The 16,185-nt window shown below is 67.6% G+C and carries 15 protein-coding genes; 11 read left to right on the top strand and 4 right to left on the bottom strand.

Annotated elements, in window-relative coordinates; translation table 11 throughout:
- Positions 1-603 precede the first annotated feature (603 nt).
- Positions 604-1,812: a reverse transcriptase domain-containing protein gene (locus tag CA234_RS04555; protein WP_164521707.1), complete on the top strand. Its 1,209-nt coding sequence runs from the start codon at positions 604-606 to the stop codon at positions 1,810-1,812.
- A gap of 114 nt (positions 1,813-1,926) precedes the next feature.
- On the opposite strand, the gene CA234_RS04550 is transcribed toward CA234_RS04555, so the two are convergent.
- On the bottom strand, positions 1,927-2,133 hold the full coding sequence (locus CA234_RS04550) for a hypothetical protein (protein WP_126001021.1): 207 nt from the start codon (positions 2,131-2,133) through the stop codon (positions 1,927-1,929).
- Positions 2,134-2,273: 140 nt separating this feature from the next.
- On the opposite strand from CA234_RS04550, the gene CA234_RS04545 reads away from it, so the two are divergent.
- The 3 genes from CA234_RS04545 (at position 2,274) to CA234_RS04535 (ending at position 4,188) form a co-directional block, all read left to right on the top strand.
- Positions 2,274-2,873 carry a hypothetical protein gene (locus CA234_RS04545; RefSeq protein ID WP_241213240.1) on the top strand — a complete coding sequence of 200 codons (600 nt, stop codon included), beginning with the start codon at positions 2,274-2,276 and terminating at the stop codon, positions 2,871-2,873.
- A 139-nt stretch (positions 2,874-3,012) separates the two neighbouring features.
- The gene (locus CA234_RS04540) at positions 3,013-3,339 is read left to right on the top strand and encodes a hypothetical protein (RefSeq protein ID WP_126001020.1); all 327 of its coding nucleotides are present in this window, start codon (positions 3,013-3,015) and stop codon (positions 3,337-3,339) included.
- Between the two features lie 105 nt (positions 3,340-3,444).
- Positions 3,445-4,188 (top strand): hypothetical protein, encoded by a 744-nt coding sequence (locus CA234_RS04535; protein ID WP_126001019.1) that lies wholly within the window; start codon positions 3,445-3,447, stop codon positions 4,186-4,188.
- A 66-nt stretch (positions 4,189-4,254) separates the two neighbouring features.
- Here the strand turns inward: CA234_RS04535 and CA234_RS04530 are convergent, their stop codons facing one another.
- Complete coding sequence (locus CA234_RS04530; RefSeq protein WP_346962885.1) at positions 4,255-6,705, bottom strand: TonB-dependent receptor; 2,451 nt, start codon at positions 6,703-6,705, stop codon at positions 4,255-4,257.
- A 399-nt stretch (positions 6,706-7,104) separates the two neighbouring features.
- Between CA234_RS04530 and CA234_RS04525 the strand changes: the two genes are divergently transcribed.
- From CA234_RS04525 to CA234_RS04505, 5 genes are read left to right on the top strand one after another with little or no spacing between them, the layout of a single operon-like run.
- Positions 7,105-9,615: a DegT/DnrJ/EryC1/StrS family aminotransferase gene (locus CA234_RS04525; RefSeq protein ID WP_126001017.1), complete on the top strand. Its 2,511-nt coding sequence runs from the start codon at positions 7,105-7,107 to the stop codon at positions 9,613-9,615.
- Positions 9,612-10,679: a glycosyltransferase gene (locus CA234_RS04520; protein WP_126001016.1), complete on the top strand. Its 1,068-nt coding sequence runs from the start codon at positions 9,612-9,614 to the stop codon at positions 10,677-10,679. Before CA234_RS04525 ends, CA234_RS04520 begins: the two co-directional genes overlap by 4 nt.
- Before the next feature lie 57 nt (positions 10,680-10,736).
- The gene (modA, locus tag CA234_RS04515) at positions 10,737-11,513 is read left to right on the top strand and encodes a molybdate ABC transporter substrate-binding protein (protein ID WP_126001015.1); all 777 of its coding nucleotides are present in this window, start codon (positions 10,737-10,739) and stop codon (positions 11,511-11,513) included.
- 10 nt (positions 11,514-11,523) lie between these two features.
- Positions 11,524-12,213 carry a molybdate ABC transporter permease subunit gene (gene modB / locus CA234_RS04510; RefSeq protein ID WP_126001014.1) on the top strand — a complete coding sequence of 230 codons (690 nt, stop codon included), beginning with the start codon at positions 11,524-11,526 and terminating at the stop codon, positions 12,211-12,213.
- Positions 12,203-12,817 carry an ATP-binding cassette domain-containing protein gene (locus CA234_RS04505; RefSeq protein ID WP_126001013.1) on the top strand — a complete coding sequence of 205 codons (615 nt, stop codon included), beginning with the start codon at positions 12,203-12,205 and terminating at the stop codon, positions 12,815-12,817. The genes modB and CA234_RS04505 overlap by 11 nt, the downstream gene beginning before the upstream one ends.
- 11 nt (positions 12,818-12,828) lie before the next feature.
- On the opposite strand, the gene CA234_RS04500 is transcribed toward CA234_RS04505, so the two are convergent.
- Positions 12,829-13,197 carry a response regulator gene (locus tag CA234_RS04500; protein WP_126001012.1) on the bottom strand — a complete coding sequence of 123 codons (369 nt, stop codon included), beginning with the start codon at positions 13,195-13,197 and terminating at the stop codon, positions 12,829-12,831.
- 348 nt (positions 13,198-13,545) lie between these two features.
- Here CA234_RS04500 and CA234_RS04495 point away from each other — a divergent pair, with 348 nt between their 5' ends.
- A complete protein-coding gene (locus CA234_RS04495; RefSeq protein ID WP_126001011.1) occupies positions 13,546-13,773 on the top strand; it encodes a hypothetical protein in 228 nt (75 codons plus the stop codon).
- A gap of 116 nt (positions 13,774-13,889) precedes the next feature.
- On the top strand, positions 13,890-14,264 hold the full coding sequence (locus tag CA234_RS04490) for a response regulator (protein WP_126001010.1): 375 nt from the start codon (positions 13,890-13,892) through the stop codon (positions 14,262-14,264).
- A 47-nt stretch (positions 14,265-14,311) separates the two neighbouring features.
- On the opposite strand, the gene CA234_RS04485 is transcribed toward CA234_RS04490, so the two are convergent.
- The gene (locus CA234_RS04485; RefSeq protein WP_241213239.1) at positions 14,312-16,111 is read right to left on the bottom strand and encodes a methyl-accepting chemotaxis protein; all 1,800 of its coding nucleotides are present in this window, start codon (positions 16,109-16,111) and stop codon (positions 14,312-14,314) included.
- Positions 16,112-16,185 lie beyond the last annotated feature (74 nt).

Below are 16,185 nucleotides of genomic sequence, written 5' to 3'. Positions count from 1 at the left end.
GTTTTGTATAGAAGACGAGCTGACTTGGCCCTTATTTCCGCTTGGCCCCTTGCGGGTGCAGGTTCGGAAGGCGGGGACCATCGCGTGGCGATGAGCCTCGCGGTGCAGGTCGATGCTTCGGCGACACTTATCGTCGGCGCTTCGCCTGAAGGACGCCCGCACGCCTCGGCCTTTACGTGCGAGACTGGGGTTCCGTCACTGGCGGCCTGCCGAACAGTCTCCGAACATAAGTGTTGGCCAGGGCGACGAGCCGCGCAAGGGCTTGACGCGCCGAAAAAGCTGCTAAGCTGGACCGGGGAGTTATTGCGATGCGTGGACGCGGAGTTGGTTCGGCGCGCTCGGCGGGGTGGTCCCGACTGATTGCGACCGTTTGGTCACTGGCCCTTATTTCCGCTTGGCCCCTTGCGGGTGCAGGTTCGGAAGGCGGGGACCATCGCGTGGCGATGAGCCTCGCGGTGCAGGTCGATGCTTCGGCGACACTTATCGTCGGCGCTTCGCCTGAAGGACGCATCTGGCCGGGGGGAATCGATGTCGGCAGGCCCCACAGCTAGGCAGCCCAACTATAAGTCACTCTGCAAACGCGTCCGCTCGACTCGCGTCTTAGTGCGGGCGTGGCATGCGATCCGGCGTAATGCTGAGACGTCTCAACAGGACGCAACCAAGAATAAAGCTAAGATATTTGGTGAAGATCTTCCGAAGAATCTCCGCGTTATTCAGGACCGATTGAAGAAGGGCTACAAGTTCGCCCCGGCTTATGGAGCTACGCCGCCCAAGGGGGGCGGCAAAGTTGGCAAGCGACCCATTGTTGTCGCTCCCCTCGAAGATAGGATCGTTCAGCGGGCAATCCTTGACGTGTTGCAGGACGCGACTGAGGTTGCGGGGGTGCAGCGCGTTTTGCGAACCCCCACGTCGATAGGGGGCATCAAGGGGCGTGGTGTAGACCATGCTATCGCCATCTTTGACGAGCGGGTGAAGGCTGGCGATCGCTTTGTCGCGGGGTCCGATATATCCGGGTTTTTCACGAAGATACCTCGCGAGCGTGTTCTTGCGTTTTTTGAACGTGAGGGCGTTGAAGCGGATTTTCTACGACTTATTCGTGACGGTCTCACGGTAGAGTTGTCGAACGTCGACAAGTTGAGCGACGACGATCTGAAGATGTTTCCCACTGGCGCCGATGGTGTTGCGCAAGGCTGTCCTCTATCGGCGCTGGCGGGCAATATCGTGCTCGAGTCTTTTGATAGCGAGATGAACGGCCGCGGCATCACGTGCATCCGATACATCGATGATTTTCTTGTGATTGGAAAAACGCGCGCTTCCGTCGAAGCGGCAATGCGCGCTGCTCGAGGTATGCTCAACGAACTCGGCATGAGTATCTACGATCCGGCGACATCTCCCAAAAAGGCGTTTATCGGCGAAGTCGATGAAGGGCATCCATTCCTCGGCTATGAACTGCGGCCAGGAAGCTATCCGCCATCGCTCGACGCGCGCGCGAGATTGCACGAGCAGATTGCCGCATTGATAGCTAGCGGGCAAAAGGCAATCACAAAAGCCGTCTCCGGACGCGCCCTGACTAGTCAAGACCGATGTTACGCACAGACTCTGGTGCGTCTTGATCAGACCATCAGAGGTTGGCGTAGATCGTTTAAGAGCTCTAAATGTCCAGCTGTGTTTGAGCAGCTCGATAGAGAGATCGACCGCCGGTTACATGACTTCCGAGCTTTTTATCTAGATAAGATTAGAAACCGCACACCAGCGCAGCAGCGAATGGCCGCACGGGTGTCTCTCGTATCCGAGCAGGTAGAGGCGCACTAGAGCGCGCAAAATGCGCAAGCTGGCGGACACGTTGGGAAGCTTGGCGTTGTGTGTCTAAGCTTGTTCGATCAGATCTGTCAGAATTAGGCTGTCTGTCCAGCCGCTCTGCCAATCCTACGCCTGCTCCACCTCCCCACCACGCCGCGCCGCCTGCACAATCACCGCCGACCCCAGCAGCGCTGCCGAGACGATCGCCGCCACCGCCACCAGCCCGCCGGTGGTGATCCGCGCCTCCAGCGCCACGCTGTCGCCGACGCGCAGGGTGGCATGGGCGCCGGTCGGGGCGGCGCGGGGCGAAGGCATGGGGAGGGGATCGGACATGGCCGCTTCTACCGCGAATCCCGTTTTGAGGCACGCGCCGCGTGCCGGTCGCGCGATCGTTCCGCCGCCGAATGAACCATTCCGGCAGACCAACGTTATGGGGCCGTCCTTATCAGATGGTTTCCAGCGTGAGTCAGAACGTGTCGCAGCCCCGTCCCTCCCAGCCAGCGCGGTCTCGCCGCTGGGGGATTCCGGGAGTCGCGGCGGCACTGGTCTGCGCCGCGCCGGCCCTCGCGCAGGGCTATGCCGCCAGGCAGCTCGGCGACTGGACGGTCGCCGCGAGCAAGGATGGATCGGGCTGCTTCATCAGCCGCAGCTTCGACCAGCCCGGGGGCACCACGCTGCTGCTGGGCATGGACCGCGACGGCAGCAACCATTTCTCGGTGCTCAACGAGAATTGGTCGATCCGCCCGCAGGACCGGCTCAAGCTCACCTTCCGCCTCAGCCAGGGCGGCTACCCCAATCACCAGGCGATCGGCATCGTCGCGGACGGCAAGCAGGGCTTCGTCGCGGCGTTCGATCCCAAATTCCCGACGTCCTTTGCCGGCTCCAGGGCGCTGCACATCGATCGCGGGTCGACGCCGGTGGCGCGGCTGCCGCTCGACGGCAGCGGGGCTGCGGTGGCGGAGCTCCGGCGCTGCGTCGCGGCGCAGCACGGGCCGGCCAAGGCGGCGGCGAGCGACGACGGAATTCCCCGCGATCCCTTCGCCGAGCGCCCCAAGCCGAGGCGCAAGCGGTGATGCGGGAACACTTCGCCCCGTGCACGGCTCGGTCCGACGGACATCCGGCACAGCCGGGCCGAATCGGGATTGTTGCAGGCCCGTTGCTCCGGCTTGGTGACGGAGCCTTAAGTTTTCTTAACGAGTGAAAGGTGTGTATATGCGTACTGGTATCAAGTTTGCTCCCCTCGCGGCTCTGATGATCGGCAGCGTCGCGCTGAGCGGTTGCGCCACCAAGAAGTTCGTCCGCGAGCAGATCGCCCCGGTGAGCCAGCGCGTCGATGCGCTCGAGACGCGCCTCCAGGAGACCGACGGCACCGCCAAGCAGGCGCTGTCGCAGGCCCAGGCCGCTGCCGGCCAGGCCCAGCAGAACGGCCAGCGCCTCGACCAGATCAACGGCCGCGTCGACACGCTCGACCAGCAGACCCAGGCGCTGTCGCAGCAGGTCCAGCAGCAGCGTGCCCGGGGCAAGCGTCCGCGCAACTAAGCGGAAACCTTGCCGCACCGGCCTTCGGGCCGCGGGTTTCGGGTGGCCGCGCTTCGGGGCGGTCACCCTTTCTTTTGAGCGCCCCTTTTCGTGAGCGACGTATCGATGATCCAAGGCTTACTCGCGCTGGCCGGGCTGGCGCTGCTCGTTCCCCCTGCCGCCGCTGTTCCCCTCCAGGATGCCAAGCCCAAGGCCGCCGCGCCCAAGAAGGCCGCGCCGAAGAAGGGCAAGCGCGCCGCTGCCGCCAAGCCCAAGGCCGCGGTCGCCAAGCCCGCCGCGCCCAAGCTCCAGCCCTCGGCGGCGACGCTGCGGGTGCAGGACTGGGTGTCCTCGGCCGGGGACAATCACGGGCTGCCCTATCTGATCGTCGACAAGCCCCATGCCGCGCTGTTCCTCTACGATGCGCACGGCAAGCAGCTCGCCGCGGTGCCGGTGCTGATCGGCATCGCCCCGGGCGATGACGCGACGCCGGGGATCGGCGCCAAGCAGCTCTCCGAGATCGGCCCTGCGGAGAAGACCACGCCGGCCGGGCGCTACCTCGCCAAGTTCGGCCTGGCGATCGGCAAGGAGCGGGTACTGTGGGTGGATTACTACACCTCGGTCGCGCTGCACCCGGTGCCGACGGGGGCCGCGGCGCGCAAGGAGAAAAGGCGCGAGCGGCTCGCCTCGCCGACGCCCGACGACAACCGCATCACCTTCGGCTGCATCAACGTGCCCTCGAGCTTCTACGCCAAGCTGCTCAGCCCGATGTACAAGGGCAAGGGCGGCTATGTGTATGTGCTGCCCGACAGCAAGCCGATCGAGGAGGTGTTCCCCGCGCTCCACGTCCGGTCGGTCGCGGCGCGCTGAGCCACAAGAAAATGCCCGGCCGCTGGGGAGCGACCGGGCGAGGCGGGTTCTTCGGGGGGGCGAAGATCAGAAGTTGAAGCGCACCGAGGCGGCCAGCGTGCGGCCCTGCACCGATCGCGCCCAGCCGATGCCGGTGGTCGGCATGCTCGCCTGGCTGATGTCGAGGAAGCCCTTGGCGTTGAACAGGTTGGTGCCGGTCAGCGCGACGTCGATCGCCTTGGTCGGGTGCAGGATCACGAAGCCGCCGACGGTGGTGAAGCCGGGCATCTTCAGCTGGTTGCTGTCCTGTGCGTAGCTGCTGGTGATCGTCACCACGCTCGCGCCGATCGTGGCGTATTTGGTCTCGACCTGCGGCGTCGCCTGCAGCGTCCAGGCCGGCTGGTGGCGCGGTTCCTTGCCGGTCAGCGTCGGGTCGATCTTGTCCTCGGTGATCTTGGCCTTGGTGTAGGTGGCGCCGGCGACCATGCTGAACGGCCCGCGGCGGATGCCGCCCTCCAGCTCGAGGCCATAGGTGCGGTACTTGCGATAGGTCCAGGTCGCGGTGGCGTTGAGCTGGTTGTGGTCGTCGGCATAGGCGAGGAACGTCGTGGCGTTGAAGGTGATGCCGTTCTTGCGGAACTTGAGGCCGCCTTCGAGCTGTCGGACGATATCGAACCCGTGTTCGGACGCGGTGAGCTTGCCGGTGCCGTTGTCGATCGCGCTGGTGAACAGGATCTTGTCGGCATTGGCGCGGCCGCCGCGGCTATAGCGGGCGAAGAAGGCGAGCGGTTCGGCGGCGCGATAGTTGATGCCGGCCGAATAGCTCAGATATTTGAAGGTGTAGTCGACCGGCGCCGGCCGACCGAGCGGCAGCGCCGAGACGCGGGTTTCCGGCGCGCTGATCCTGCCGTCGCCGTTCATGTCGACGCTGACCGTACCGTTGCGGCCGTCGCCGAGATCGGCGCCGACCATCCAGCCCCGGGCGCTGCCGGTATCGTAGCGCAGGCTGCCGCCGATCGCGAGCTTGCCGAAGTGATAGTTGACCGAGGCATAGGGCGCGAAGAAGCTGTAGTCGACGTCGAACGAGCGGCGCAGGCGCGGCCCGTTGCGGCTATAGGCGTAGATGCCGTCCTGCGTCTGGGCGACGCCCGCGGCGCTGGTGAGGTTGACCAGCGCGCCGCGGCCGCCGCCGACCACGTCGGTCACCATCGAGATCTGCAGCGCCTCGACGGCGATCGTCTGGGTCGCGACATAGACGCCGCCGGTGACGGTGAGGTCGCCCTGGCCGAGCTTCCAGACGCGGGTGCCACGGAAATCATTGGCGAAATGATCGCCATTGCGCAGATTATAGGTGTTGACGAAGAAGTTGGCGAGCAAGCCGTTCCCGTTCGCATTGGCCGGCACCGGCTTGCCGGCATCGGGGCCGGTCGCGTAGGTGGCGGTGGCCCCGGTGCCCGCCAGCGAGGCGGCCAGCGTGGCGAGCGGCGCGACGGTGCTGGGGAAGCCGCGCAGGAATTCGCCCGAGGTGTTGGCGTAGCGCATCCGGTTCGTCAGCGTCCAGCCGCCGAGTTCGAACTGCGCTTCGAGCCCCAGCGACTTGGACTGCGGGTTCTGGCCGTTCTTCACCGGATAGCGGGCGATCTGGTTGTTGCCGTCGAGCGTGATCATCGCGCTGACGTTCGGCGAGAACATCGTGTCCTTGAGAATGTCGAAGCCCGCGATGTTGCCGATCACCGGCTTGTCGTTGGTGCCGGTGATGGTCACCGGATAGGTGGCATAGCTCGGCGCACGGTCGTCGAGCAGCTTCGCATAGGCGCGGATATAGCCGTTGGCGAAGGTCTTGGTGACGTTGAGCTTGACCTGGCCGCCCTTGAACGAGGTCATGCCGGTTTCGCGCGGCCCTTCGCCGACGCGGTAGAAGCCGCCGACATGGAAGCGCAGGCTGTCGCTGAGCTTCGCGCCGTAATCGAAGTCGACGCGCTTGAGATCGTAGTCGAGCCCCGCCGTCACCTGGATCGCGCCGCCCTCGACCTCGCCGGTCTTGGAGATGAGGTTGATCAGGCCGCCGGGCGACCCGGTGGCGAAGGTGGACGCCGAGCCGCCGCGGATCGTCTCGATCTGGCCGATCGTGAAGTCGGCGCGGACGAACGAATCGCCGGCCATGTTGAAGATGTCGTTGAACTCGACGACCGGCAGGCCGTCCTCCTCGATCTGGACATATTTCGAGCCGCCCGAACCGATCGGCAGGCCGCGCACGGTATAGTTGTTGTTGCCCTCGCTGATGCCGTTCTCGACCCGGATGCCCGCCATGGTGCGCAGGATGTCGGCGAGCCCGACCGGGCCCAGCTTCTGCGCCTCACTGCCCTTGAGCGAGCTGGTGGAAGTGGCGCTGTCCAGCCGGTCGCGACCCTTGGCGACGCCGGTGGAGAAGACTTCCTTCTCCGGCTCCGCCTGCGCTTCTTGCGGTTCGGCCGGGCGATCGGGCTTGGCGTTGGCCTGTGCCATGGCCTGGGTGGAAACGGACGTGGTTGCGATCAACGTTAACAGTAGCGCTGAAATCCTCACCGGTGCGACCCTTTTTTCGTTGCGGGCGTGATCCCTCTTGTCGCAATTATAGGCGGGCAACGGGGTGCCAGGGTTGCGGCGGCGTGCAGTTATACTTGCAATTGTCGTTCCATACGTAATCGACCGGAGGTGTTGATTTGGGGCTTGTCCTGCGTTGTCAATATAATGTTTGAAGAGGAAAGATGTTACTTTGACGAGTGTTGTACGGGGATGTGCACAGGCGCGTGCCAGTGGGCCGCGTTGCACCGCCAATCGATGGGGGAGCAGATAGGCCGAGGCAGGATCGCCCGGCATTTTACGGTTTTCTAAGCCGGGTCTGCCATGGTCCGCCTCTCCGCCGCTTCCGGCGAAGCAGCATCCGGGGAGAGTACCATGCAGCGCCTGCCGCTGATCGCGCCGCAGCCGCCGCGGTTGAGCCTGATGACCGACGCGCTCCGCGCGATCGAGGCGCGCGGCACCTATTCCAACGGCGGCCCGGTGATGCGCGGGTTCGAGGCGGCGGCGACGGCGCGGCTGTTCGGCGGCCAGGGCGAGTGCCTCGCGGTCGCCAATGCGACGATCGGGCTGATGCTGGCGATCCGCCACGCCGCGGGGCCGCGCGCGGGCGGCGATGCGCTGGCGCTGGTGCCCGCCTTCACCTTCGCCGCGACCGCGCAGGCGGTGCAATGGGCCGGGCTCACGCCGGTGCTGTGCGACATCGATCCCGAGGATTGGACGATGCGTGCCGATGCCGAGGCGGCGGCGTTCGACCGCTACGGCGATCGCATCGCGGTGGTGGTGCCCTATGCGACCTTCGGCGCGAGCCTGGATCTGGGGCGGTACCGCACCTACCACGATCGGGGCATCGGCGTGGTGGTGGATGCGGCAGCCTCGCTCGGCACCATCGACGCGGACGGCAACCAGTTCGGCACCGGCGCACCGTTCCCGGTGGTCACTTCGATGCACGCCACCAAGGTGTTCGCCACCGCCGAGGGCGGGCTGATCCATAGCGGAGACACCGCGCTGGTCGAGACGCTGCGGCGGATGAGCAATTTCGGCTTCGACGGCGGCCGTTCGGCGGAGGGGCCGGGGCTCAATGCCAAGCTGCCCGAGGTGCTGGGGCTGCTCGCCACGGCGAAGCTCGACGATCTCGAACGCATCGCCGCGCACCGCGCCGCGCTCGACCGAGCCTATCGCGAACGGCTGGCCGGTTTTGCCGATGCGCATGGCTTCCAGTTCCAGGCGCTGCGCGGCGCGCGCCCGGCGCTGCAATTCCAGTCGCTGCTGTTGCCCCGCGCCTTTGCCGGGCACCGCGCCGCGATCATCGCGGCGCTGGCCGAGCAGGGGATCGGCGCCGGCCACTATTTCAGTCCGCATCTCGGCGAGCAGCCTTGGTTCCGCAGCAGCTGCGTAATCGACCGCGCGCTGCCGGTCGCCGACGAGATCGCCGGCCGCATCCTCTCGCTGCCGGTCACCGACGGGATGACCGAAGCCAATGTCGACACCGTGTGCTCCGCGCTGATCGATGCCTGCCGCACCGCAGGGCTCGAAGGGTTGCGGGTCGAGCGGCGCGGGTGGACGGTGCATTCGTCGCTGATTATCGGCGGCGGGCCGGCGGGGACGGCGCTGCTCACCGCCGCGACCAAGGGCGACCAGCTGGTGACGCTGGCCGAAAGCGGGCTGGCGATCGTCGAGCGCGACGCGGTGCTCGGGCGCGGCGAGATCGGCAGCTATGCGATCACCTCGGACAGCACCGCCGAGACCTTCCTGACCGCGGTGAAGGACAATGTGCATGGCGACATCGCCGCGCTGACCGAGCACCCTGCCGGCCGCGAAGTGGCGCTCTATGCCGGGCGGCTGGGGGTGCCCTTGGCGCGCTCCACGCCGCTGCTGGAGGCGACCGGGGCGCGGCTGGGCTCGCTGGTCGCGCAGCATGGCGGCGTGGTCGCGACGCGCTCCGAAGTGGTGGATGCGCGGCGCACCCCGCAGGGCGACTGGGCGGCGCGGGTGCGCAACCTGCTCACCGGCGACGAGCGCGTGATGCGCGCGGCGAACCTGGTGATCGCCACGGGCGGCTACCAGGATCGCGCGCATGTTGCCGCGGAGATGATTGCCGGCGCACCGATCGGTGACCTGGCGGGCGACCGGCTCGTGCTGGGCGACGACTTCCTGCGGCTCGGCGGACTGGACCGGCTGCGCGCGCGGCTGGCGGGCGTGCGGGCGCCGCGCATCGCCATCGTCGGCGGATCGACCAGCGCCATGGCGGCGGCGGTGCTGCTGCTCAAGGCGAGCCCCGCGCTGCCATTGGGGGCGGGGGCGCTGCGGCTCTATCATCGCCGGCCGCTACGGCCCTTCTATCGCTCGGTCGAGGAAGCGCATGGCGACGGCTTCACCGATTTCGGGCCGGACGACATCTGCCCCCTGAGCGGCTTCGTCTATCGTCTCGCGGGCTTCCGGCTGGAGGCGCGCGAACTGGTGCTGCGGATGCTCGGCGTCGGTGGGCGCGCACCCGATCCCCGCATGGCGCTGTGCCGGCTGACCGGCGAGAACGACGCCGAGATGCGCGCCGAGCTGGAAGCGGCGGACGTCGTGATCGGTGCGCTCGGCTATCGCCCGCGCGCGCTGCCGCTCTACGACGTCGACGGTGCGCGCATTCCGCTGATGGCCGACCATCCCGGCCGGCCAAGGCTGGTCGACCAGCAATGCCGCGTGCTCGATGCAGAGGGGCGGGTGTTGCCCGGCGTCTATGGCCTCGGGCTCGCCTCGGGCCATGTGCCCGACGGGCAGCTGGGCGGCGAGGCGAGCTTCAGCGGCAAGGCGAATGGCCTGTGGCTGTGGCAGAACGATATCGGCCGGATGATCGTCGACCAGATCCTCGCCGATCGGGCACGCGCGGCGGCATGAGCCCGACACCCGCCATCTCGGTGGTGATGGCGACCTATAATGGCGCCGCGCTGCTGCCCGAGACCTTGGCCAGCCTGCAGGCGCAGACGTTCGGCGACTGGGAGCTGGTGGCGGTCGACGACGGCTCGCGCGACGATACCGTGGTGGTGCTGCGGGGCGCGGGCGACCCGCGGATCCGGGTGATCGAGAGCGCGGTGAACGGCGGGCCGGTGGTCGCGCGCAACCGCGCCTTCGCCGCCGCGCGCGGGCGCTACATCGCCGGGCTCGACCAGGACGATCTCTGCCTGCCCGAACGCTTCGCCCGGCAGGTCGCCTGGCTCGATGCGCATCCCGACACCGTGCTGGTCAGCACCGCCGCCGATTGCCTGGTCGAGGGGCGGGTGCGGGCGGGGCAGTGGGTGCGGCCGCTGACGCCGGGGCTGATCGACTGGCTGATGCTGGTGCAGAACCCCTTGGTCTGGTCCTCGGTGCTGTTCCGCGCCGACGCCGCGCGCCGGCTCGACATCTTCGAGCGGCCCGAATGCCGCTATGTCGAGGATTTCGACCTCTACCATCGCCTGCGCGCGTTCGGCCGGATCGACCAGATCGATACCGTGCTGACGCGGTACCGTCAGCACGCCGGCGGCGCCTCGCAGGTTTTCAACGGGACCATGACCGCGCATGCCGAGACGCTGCTGCGAGATCGGCACCGGGCGCTGCTGGGCGAGACCGCGCCGGACATTGCCGGGCTGCTGGTGCGGTATGTGATGGCCAAGACACCGATCGGTGACCGTGCGCTGCTGCGCCGCCTGATCGACGGGATCGCGGTGCTTCGGGCGCATTTCGGGCAGCAGGGGCACGATGCGGCGACACTGGCGCGGGTGGACCGGGAGATTTCGCGGCTCTGGTGGCGCCTGTGCCGGACGGCGGTGCGCTCCGGCCGCCTGCCGCTGCAGCAGGCGCTCGCCGCACGCCCGCCGGCGGCGGCGCTGGGCGATGCGCGGCCGGTCGACCTCGTGGCGAGCGGATTGATCGGCGCGGCCCGGGCGGTTGGGCAGCGCAGGGCATGGCGCCGCCTCGCTTGACAGGCCGCCGTCGACCCGCGAACCGGATATGATCGCTTCCCCGGAGGTTTCGCGTCCATGCCCGTTTCGCCGACCCCGACCCGCCGCTGGCTGCTCGCCACGCTCGCCGCCACGCTTGCTGTTCCCGCCCAGGCTGCGCCCCGCGCCCCGCTGGTGCTTGCCGCGGCGAGCCTGCAGGAAGCGATGAATGCGGCCGCCGATGCGTGGGCGCGGCTGCGGCATGCACGGCCGGTGCTGTCCTTCGCCGCCTCCTCGGCGCTCGCCCGGCAGATCCAGTCGGGGGCGCCGGCGGACCTGTTCGTCTCGGCCGACGAGCCCTGGATGGACGCGGTGGACAAGGCGGGCAAGCTCGCCCCCGGCACCCGCGTCGCCTTTCTCGGCAATCGGCTGGTCCTCGCCGGTGCGGCGGCGGACCGGCGCAATGTGCCGCTCGACCGCGCCGGACCGCTGCTCGCCGCGATCGGCCAGGCGCGGCTGGCGATGGCCGATCCCGATGCGGTGCCCGCGGGGCTCTACGGCAAGGCGGCGTTGCAGAAGATCGGCGCCTGGGATCGGCTGGCGCCCCGGGTGGTACGCGCCGAGAATGTGCGTGCCGCACTCGCGCTGGTCGAGCGCGGGGCGGCGCCCTTCGGCATCGTCTACGCCACCGATGCGCGTGCCTCTGCCAAGGTGCGGATCGCTGGCATCTTCCCGGCAGCGAGCCATCCGCCGATCCGCTATCCGGTGGCGCGGCTGAAGACCGCCGCCAGCCCCGATGCCGAGCCGTTCCGCCGCTTTCTGATCAGCGCGCGCGGCAAGGCGATCTTCGCACGCTACGGCTTCACGCCGCTATGAGCATGGCCGCGTGCTGAGCGCCGAGGAATGGGGCATCGTCCTCCTCTCGCTGAAGGTGGGGGGCGTGGCGGTGCTCGCGGTGCTGCCGCTGGCCTTCGCGCTGGCCTGGCTGCTGGCGCGGGTGCGCTTTCCGGGCAAGCTGCTGCTCGATGCGCTGGTGCATCTGCCCTTGGTGGTGCCGCCGGTGGTGACCGGCTGGATGCTGCTGCTCGCCTTTGCACCGGCGGGGCCGATCGGCGGGTTGCTCGAACGCTGGTTCGGCGTGACCGTGCTGTTCCGCTGGAGCGGGGCGGCGATCGCGGCCGGCGTGATGGCGCTGCCGCTGATGGTGCGCGCGATCCGGCTCTCGCTGGAAGCCGTGGACCAAAGGCTGGAGCAGGCGGCGCGCAGCCTCGGCGCCGGGCCGGTGCGGACCTTCGCCACCGTTACGCTGCCACTCGCGCTGCCGGGCGTGCTGGCCGGGCTGGTGCTCGGCTTCGCGCGCGCGCTGGGCGAGTTCGGCGCGACCATCTCCTTCGTCTCCAACGTACCCGGCGAGACCGAGACGCTGCCGCTGGCCATCTATTCGGCGCTGCAGGTGCCGGGGGGCGAGGGGCAGGTGCTGCGGCTGGCGGGGGTGTCGATCGCGATCGCCTTTATCGCGCTGCTGGCGTCCGAGCTGGTCGCGCGGCGGACGGGCAGGGGTACCCATGTCCTTTGACATCGACGTGCGCCGCACGCTGGGCGAGACCGAGATCGCCTGCCGCGTCGCGCCCGGCGCGGGGGTGACGGTGCTGTTCGGCCCCTCGGGCGCGGGCAAGTCGAGCGTGCTCAACATGGTCGCCGGGCTGCTGCGCCCCGATGCCGGGCATATCCGGGTGGGCGGGCGCACGCTGTTCGATGCCGCCGCAGGCGTCGACCTCCAGCCCGAGGCGCGGCGTGCCGGCTATGTCTTCCAGGAGCCGCGGCTGTTCCCGCACCTGCGCGCCCGCGCCAACCTGCTCTATGGCTGGCGCAAGGGTGGGGCGGTGGACGTGGACCGGGTGATCGGCCTGCTCGGCATCGCGCCTCTGCTCGATCGCTGGCCGCGCACGCTTTCCGGCGGCGAGGCGAAGCGGGTGGCGATCGGCCGCGCACTGCTCACCGATCCGGCCTTCCTGCTGCTCGACGAACCGCTCGCCTCGCTCGACCGCCCCCGGCGCGAGGAGATTCTGACGCTGCTGGAGCGCCTGCGCGACGACATCGGCCTGCCGATCCTGCTCGTCACCCACGAACGCGCCGAGGCGGAGCGGCTGGGGGACCGGATTGTGGCGTTCGGGGAGTAGGGGGGGGGCGCTCAGCCGATCGCGTTCATGCGAACGGCGCGCGTAAGCTGGTGGGGCCGGTACGGCTTCGGCAGGAAGACGGCACCCATCTCGTCGTCCTTGAGCACCGATGGATCGCCTCCGGAGGAGATGATCACGTGCACCAGCGGATCCGACGCGCGAATCTCGGCAGCAAGCTGTAATCCGTCGAGCAACCCGGGCATGTGCAGGTCCGTCAACAGGACGTCGATATCGTGCTTGGCCGCCAGTGCCAGCGCTTCCGAAGTGTCGGATGCCTCCAGAACCTGGAAGCCTTCCTCTTTGAGCAGGGAGGCTGCCAGTATTCGGATGTAATCCTCATCGTCCACGATAAGGATGGTCGAGGAGAATTCGTGTCCCATCTTCGCTCCCTTAGCACGTGAGAATGAAATCGGGGTGCGCTCGTTCCACAACCTAAGTTTGCTTGACGTATATTAACCACGTCTTGTCTGGACTTGTTGCTGTCGAACGCTCCTAACGCTTCGTTGCTCCGTGCCATGGTCTTAGTACCTAATTGTCGACCCCGTTCGAGATCGGCAGAAGGGCGCTACCGGGACAGTCTCTCAGACAAGCCGGGTCGCACGGCGCCGGAGCATTCCCCCGCAAGCTCCGTGCGGCACAAGGAATAGCCCGCCTCCCCCTCGGCGGGCTCTTCTGGCTATCGGACAGGGGCCGGTTGGATCGCAGCGATGTAGCGCTACTATTTCCACGTGCACGACGGTGGCGGCGCACTCCTCGATCCCGAGGGCACCGACCTCCTCGACGACGACGCGGCGCTGCGGACCGCAATCGGGTTCGTCCGTTCGCTTCTCTGCGAGGACCTCACCAACGGCCTTCTCGATCTGCGTGGGCGCATCGAAGTGGTACGGTCGAGCGGCGAGCTTCTGCGCGTTCTCCGGTTCGCGGATTGCATCTGCGTACTGTCTGGCCGCGTCTGAACTTGTGTGTGTGGGGCGTTCCCCCTTTCAAGTATATGTCGGAGAACCAATCCACGTCCGGAAAATCATTGGAGCAACTTGCGATACGTTAAGACGTTGATGTGCTGGAGGCAGTTATGACCAGCTCGGAAGAACCCACGGTTCTCGTCGTTGAAGACGAGACCTTTGTGCGCATGATCGCAGCAGACGCGCTCGCCGAAAGCGGCTTTCAGGTTCTTGAGGCGCCCGATGCAACGGAGGCGCTCGCGCTTCTGGAAAAGCATGAAGTTGCGGTCGTATTCACCGACATCAACATGCCGGGGCCGATCGACGGGCTGGAGCTGGCGGATATCGTCTCCACCCGATTTCCGCGCGTGAAGGTGATTGTCACCTCGGGCAAGCAATGGCTGGAGCCGGAAGAGTTGCCCGACGACAGCCTCTTCCTGCCCAAGCCCTACCGGCCGACGCAACTGGCCAGGCTTGTCGGGCAGCAGGCGGGGCGCCTCGCCTAGGGGGCTACGCTCGGGCGTGCAGCCGAGCGAAGGTTCGGCGTACGACCTTACACCCAAGCCTCCTCGCTGATTGCCGATACGCTGGCGACCGGCAGTGCATAAGCCGTGCGTCCCGAATCCCACGCAGGCGCCGCAGCCCCGCCGCCCTCGATACGGAACTGGCCAGCCTGCTCCACCAGCTGGCCGATCTCGGCCATCAGGTTGCGCGCCGCTGCCGAAGTCTCCTCCACCATCGCGGCGTTCTGCTGGGTGGAATTGTCCATCACCCGGATCGTCTCGCTGAGCCGCGAGATCGATTCCGACTGGACGCGGTTGTCCGCCGCCACCTGGCCGAGCAGCTTGTGCACCGACTGGGCGTTTTCCGAGATCGAGCTGAACGCGCCGTCGACATCCTCGACCGCCGCCACCGCGGTGCCGATCTCGACCTGGGTGACGGTCAGCTGGTCGCGGGCGCGGCCGGCTTCTTCCTCGGCGCGCATCGCCAGCGCGGAGACGAGGTCGGCGACGACGGCGAAGCCACGGCCCGCCTCGCCGGCGCGGCCTGCCTCGACGGCGGCGTTCATCGCGAGAACGCGGGTCTGGAAGGCGATCTTGTCGAGGCCTTCGATCACCGCGTCGATGCCCTTGGCGCTCTCCGAGACGCGGCTCATCGCCGTCACCGCATTGCTCACGCGCGCGCGGCCCGAGCTGACCGCCTCGATCGTCTGGTCGGCGCGGCCCACGGTTTCGCTTGCGGCGCGGACCGAAGTGCGCAGGCGTTCGTCGATCTGGCTGATCTCGGCGGTGGTCGTCTCGAGGCTCGCGGCATTGGCTTCGGTACGCCGGGCGAGGTCTTCCGACGCGGCGGTGATCTCGGTCGAGGCGCGGCGCAGCGAGCCGGCGCCGCTATGGACCGAGCCGATCAGGGTGCGCAGGCTGTCCACCGCGACGTTGAAGTCCTGCTTGAGCCGCGCGAACGGGCCGCTGAGGTCGGCATCGACATGGGTGGTGAGGTCGCCGCCCGCCAGCTTCTGCAGCCCCGAGCCGACCGTTTCGACGATCAGTTCGGTGGTCGCCTGCTTCTCGGCATTGGCGGCTTCGACCTGCTGGTTGAACTGCGCGATGGAACGGGCGAGCGCGCCGAGTTCGTCCTGGCGATCGGTTTCGGGCAGCGGCGTACCGGGCTCGGTCACCAGCTTCTCCACCGTGTCGGACAGGGCGATCAGCGGATCGACCAGCCGGCGACGGGCGAGGCGCGCGGCATAGAGCGCACCGCCGATCGCGGCGAGCAGCGTCGCGGCCAGCAGACCGGTGGTGATCCAGCCGAGCGTCGCGCCTGCCTTGGCGGTGCCGTCGGAATAGTGCTCGATCGCATCCGACGCGGCCGCCATCGAGTCTTCGAGAACGGAGAATTGCTGGAAGAAGCCGGGCAGCTGGCGCTTGGCAGCGGCCGGATTGCCGGCGGCGGCGGCGTCGGCGATCTGCTGGGCGGCATTGGCATAGGCGACCATCGGGTCGCCCACCTTGGCGGCGGCGGCTTCGATCGCGGCGTCGCCCTTGAACGCGACGTCCTCGGCGATGCGCGTGCGCAGCGTGCCGAGATGCTCGTCGAGATCCTTGCGCGCATCCTCCAGTTTGATGCCGATACCGGGCTCGCTGGAGGCGAGAATGGCAAGCACGTCGCTGCGCACCGCATCGTGCATCATGTCCGCCTCCATATGATTGCGGAGCAGCCCCGACGCCGTCGCCTGCTCGCTCAGCGCTGCGCCGAGCAGCCAGGACGAGACGATGCCGGTCCCCCCGCAGAGCAGGAAAAGCAGGATGATGGCGATGGTTAGCTTGCGGGTTGCGTACGCGATCGACTGCACGACTTCGCTCCAGGCTTTTGACGCGTCAGCAATGAGAAGCGCCCTCTCCAGAAAAATTATAGACAAGATTCGAT

This window comes from Sphingomonas sp. ABOLE, assembly GCF_003950455.1.
GTDB classification, from domain to species: domain Bacteria; phylum Pseudomonadota; class Alphaproteobacteria; order Sphingomonadales; family Sphingomonadaceae; genus Sphingomonas; species Sphingomonas trueperi.
Note: the sequence above shows the minus strand (reverse complement) of the source record. Positions and strands in the feature narration are given on the sequence as shown.

Excerpts from the sequence above, each read along its gene's own strand:
- CA234_RS04535 (WP_126001019.1), top strand. The coding sequence starts at position 3,445 with ATGATCCAAGGCTTACTCGCGCTGGCCGGGCTGGCGCTGCTCGTTCCC.
- CA234_RS04520 (WP_126001016.1), top strand. The coding sequence starts at position 9,612 with ATGAGCCCGACACCCGCCATCTCGGTGGTGATGGCGACCTATAATGGC.
- CA234_RS04525 (WP_126001017.1), top strand. The coding sequence starts at position 7,105 with ATGCAGCGCCTGCCGCTGATCGCGCCGCAGCCGCCGCGGTTGAGCCTG.
- CA234_RS04490 (WP_126001010.1), top strand. The coding sequence starts at position 13,890 with ATGACCAGCTCGGAAGAACCCACGGTTCTCGTCGTTGAAGACGAGACC.
- CA234_RS04505 (WP_126001013.1), top strand. The coding sequence starts at position 12,203 with ATGTCCTTTGACATCGACGTGCGCCGCACGCTGGGCGAGACCGAGATC.
- modA (WP_126001015.1), top strand. The coding sequence starts at position 10,737 with ATGCCCGTTTCGCCGACCCCGACCCGCCGCTGGCTGCTCGCCACGCTC.
- CA234_RS04540 (WP_126001020.1), top strand. The coding sequence starts at position 3,013 with ATGCGTACTGGTATCAAGTTTGCTCCCCTCGCGGCTCTGATGATCGGC.
- CA234_RS04550 (WP_126001021.1), bottom strand. The coding sequence starts at position 2,133 with ATGTCCGATCCCCTCCCCATGCCTTCGCCCCGCGCCGCCCCGACCGGC.
- CA234_RS04500 (WP_126001012.1), bottom strand. The coding sequence starts at position 13,197 with ATGGGACACGAATTCTCCTCGACCATCCTTATCGTGGACGATGAGGAT.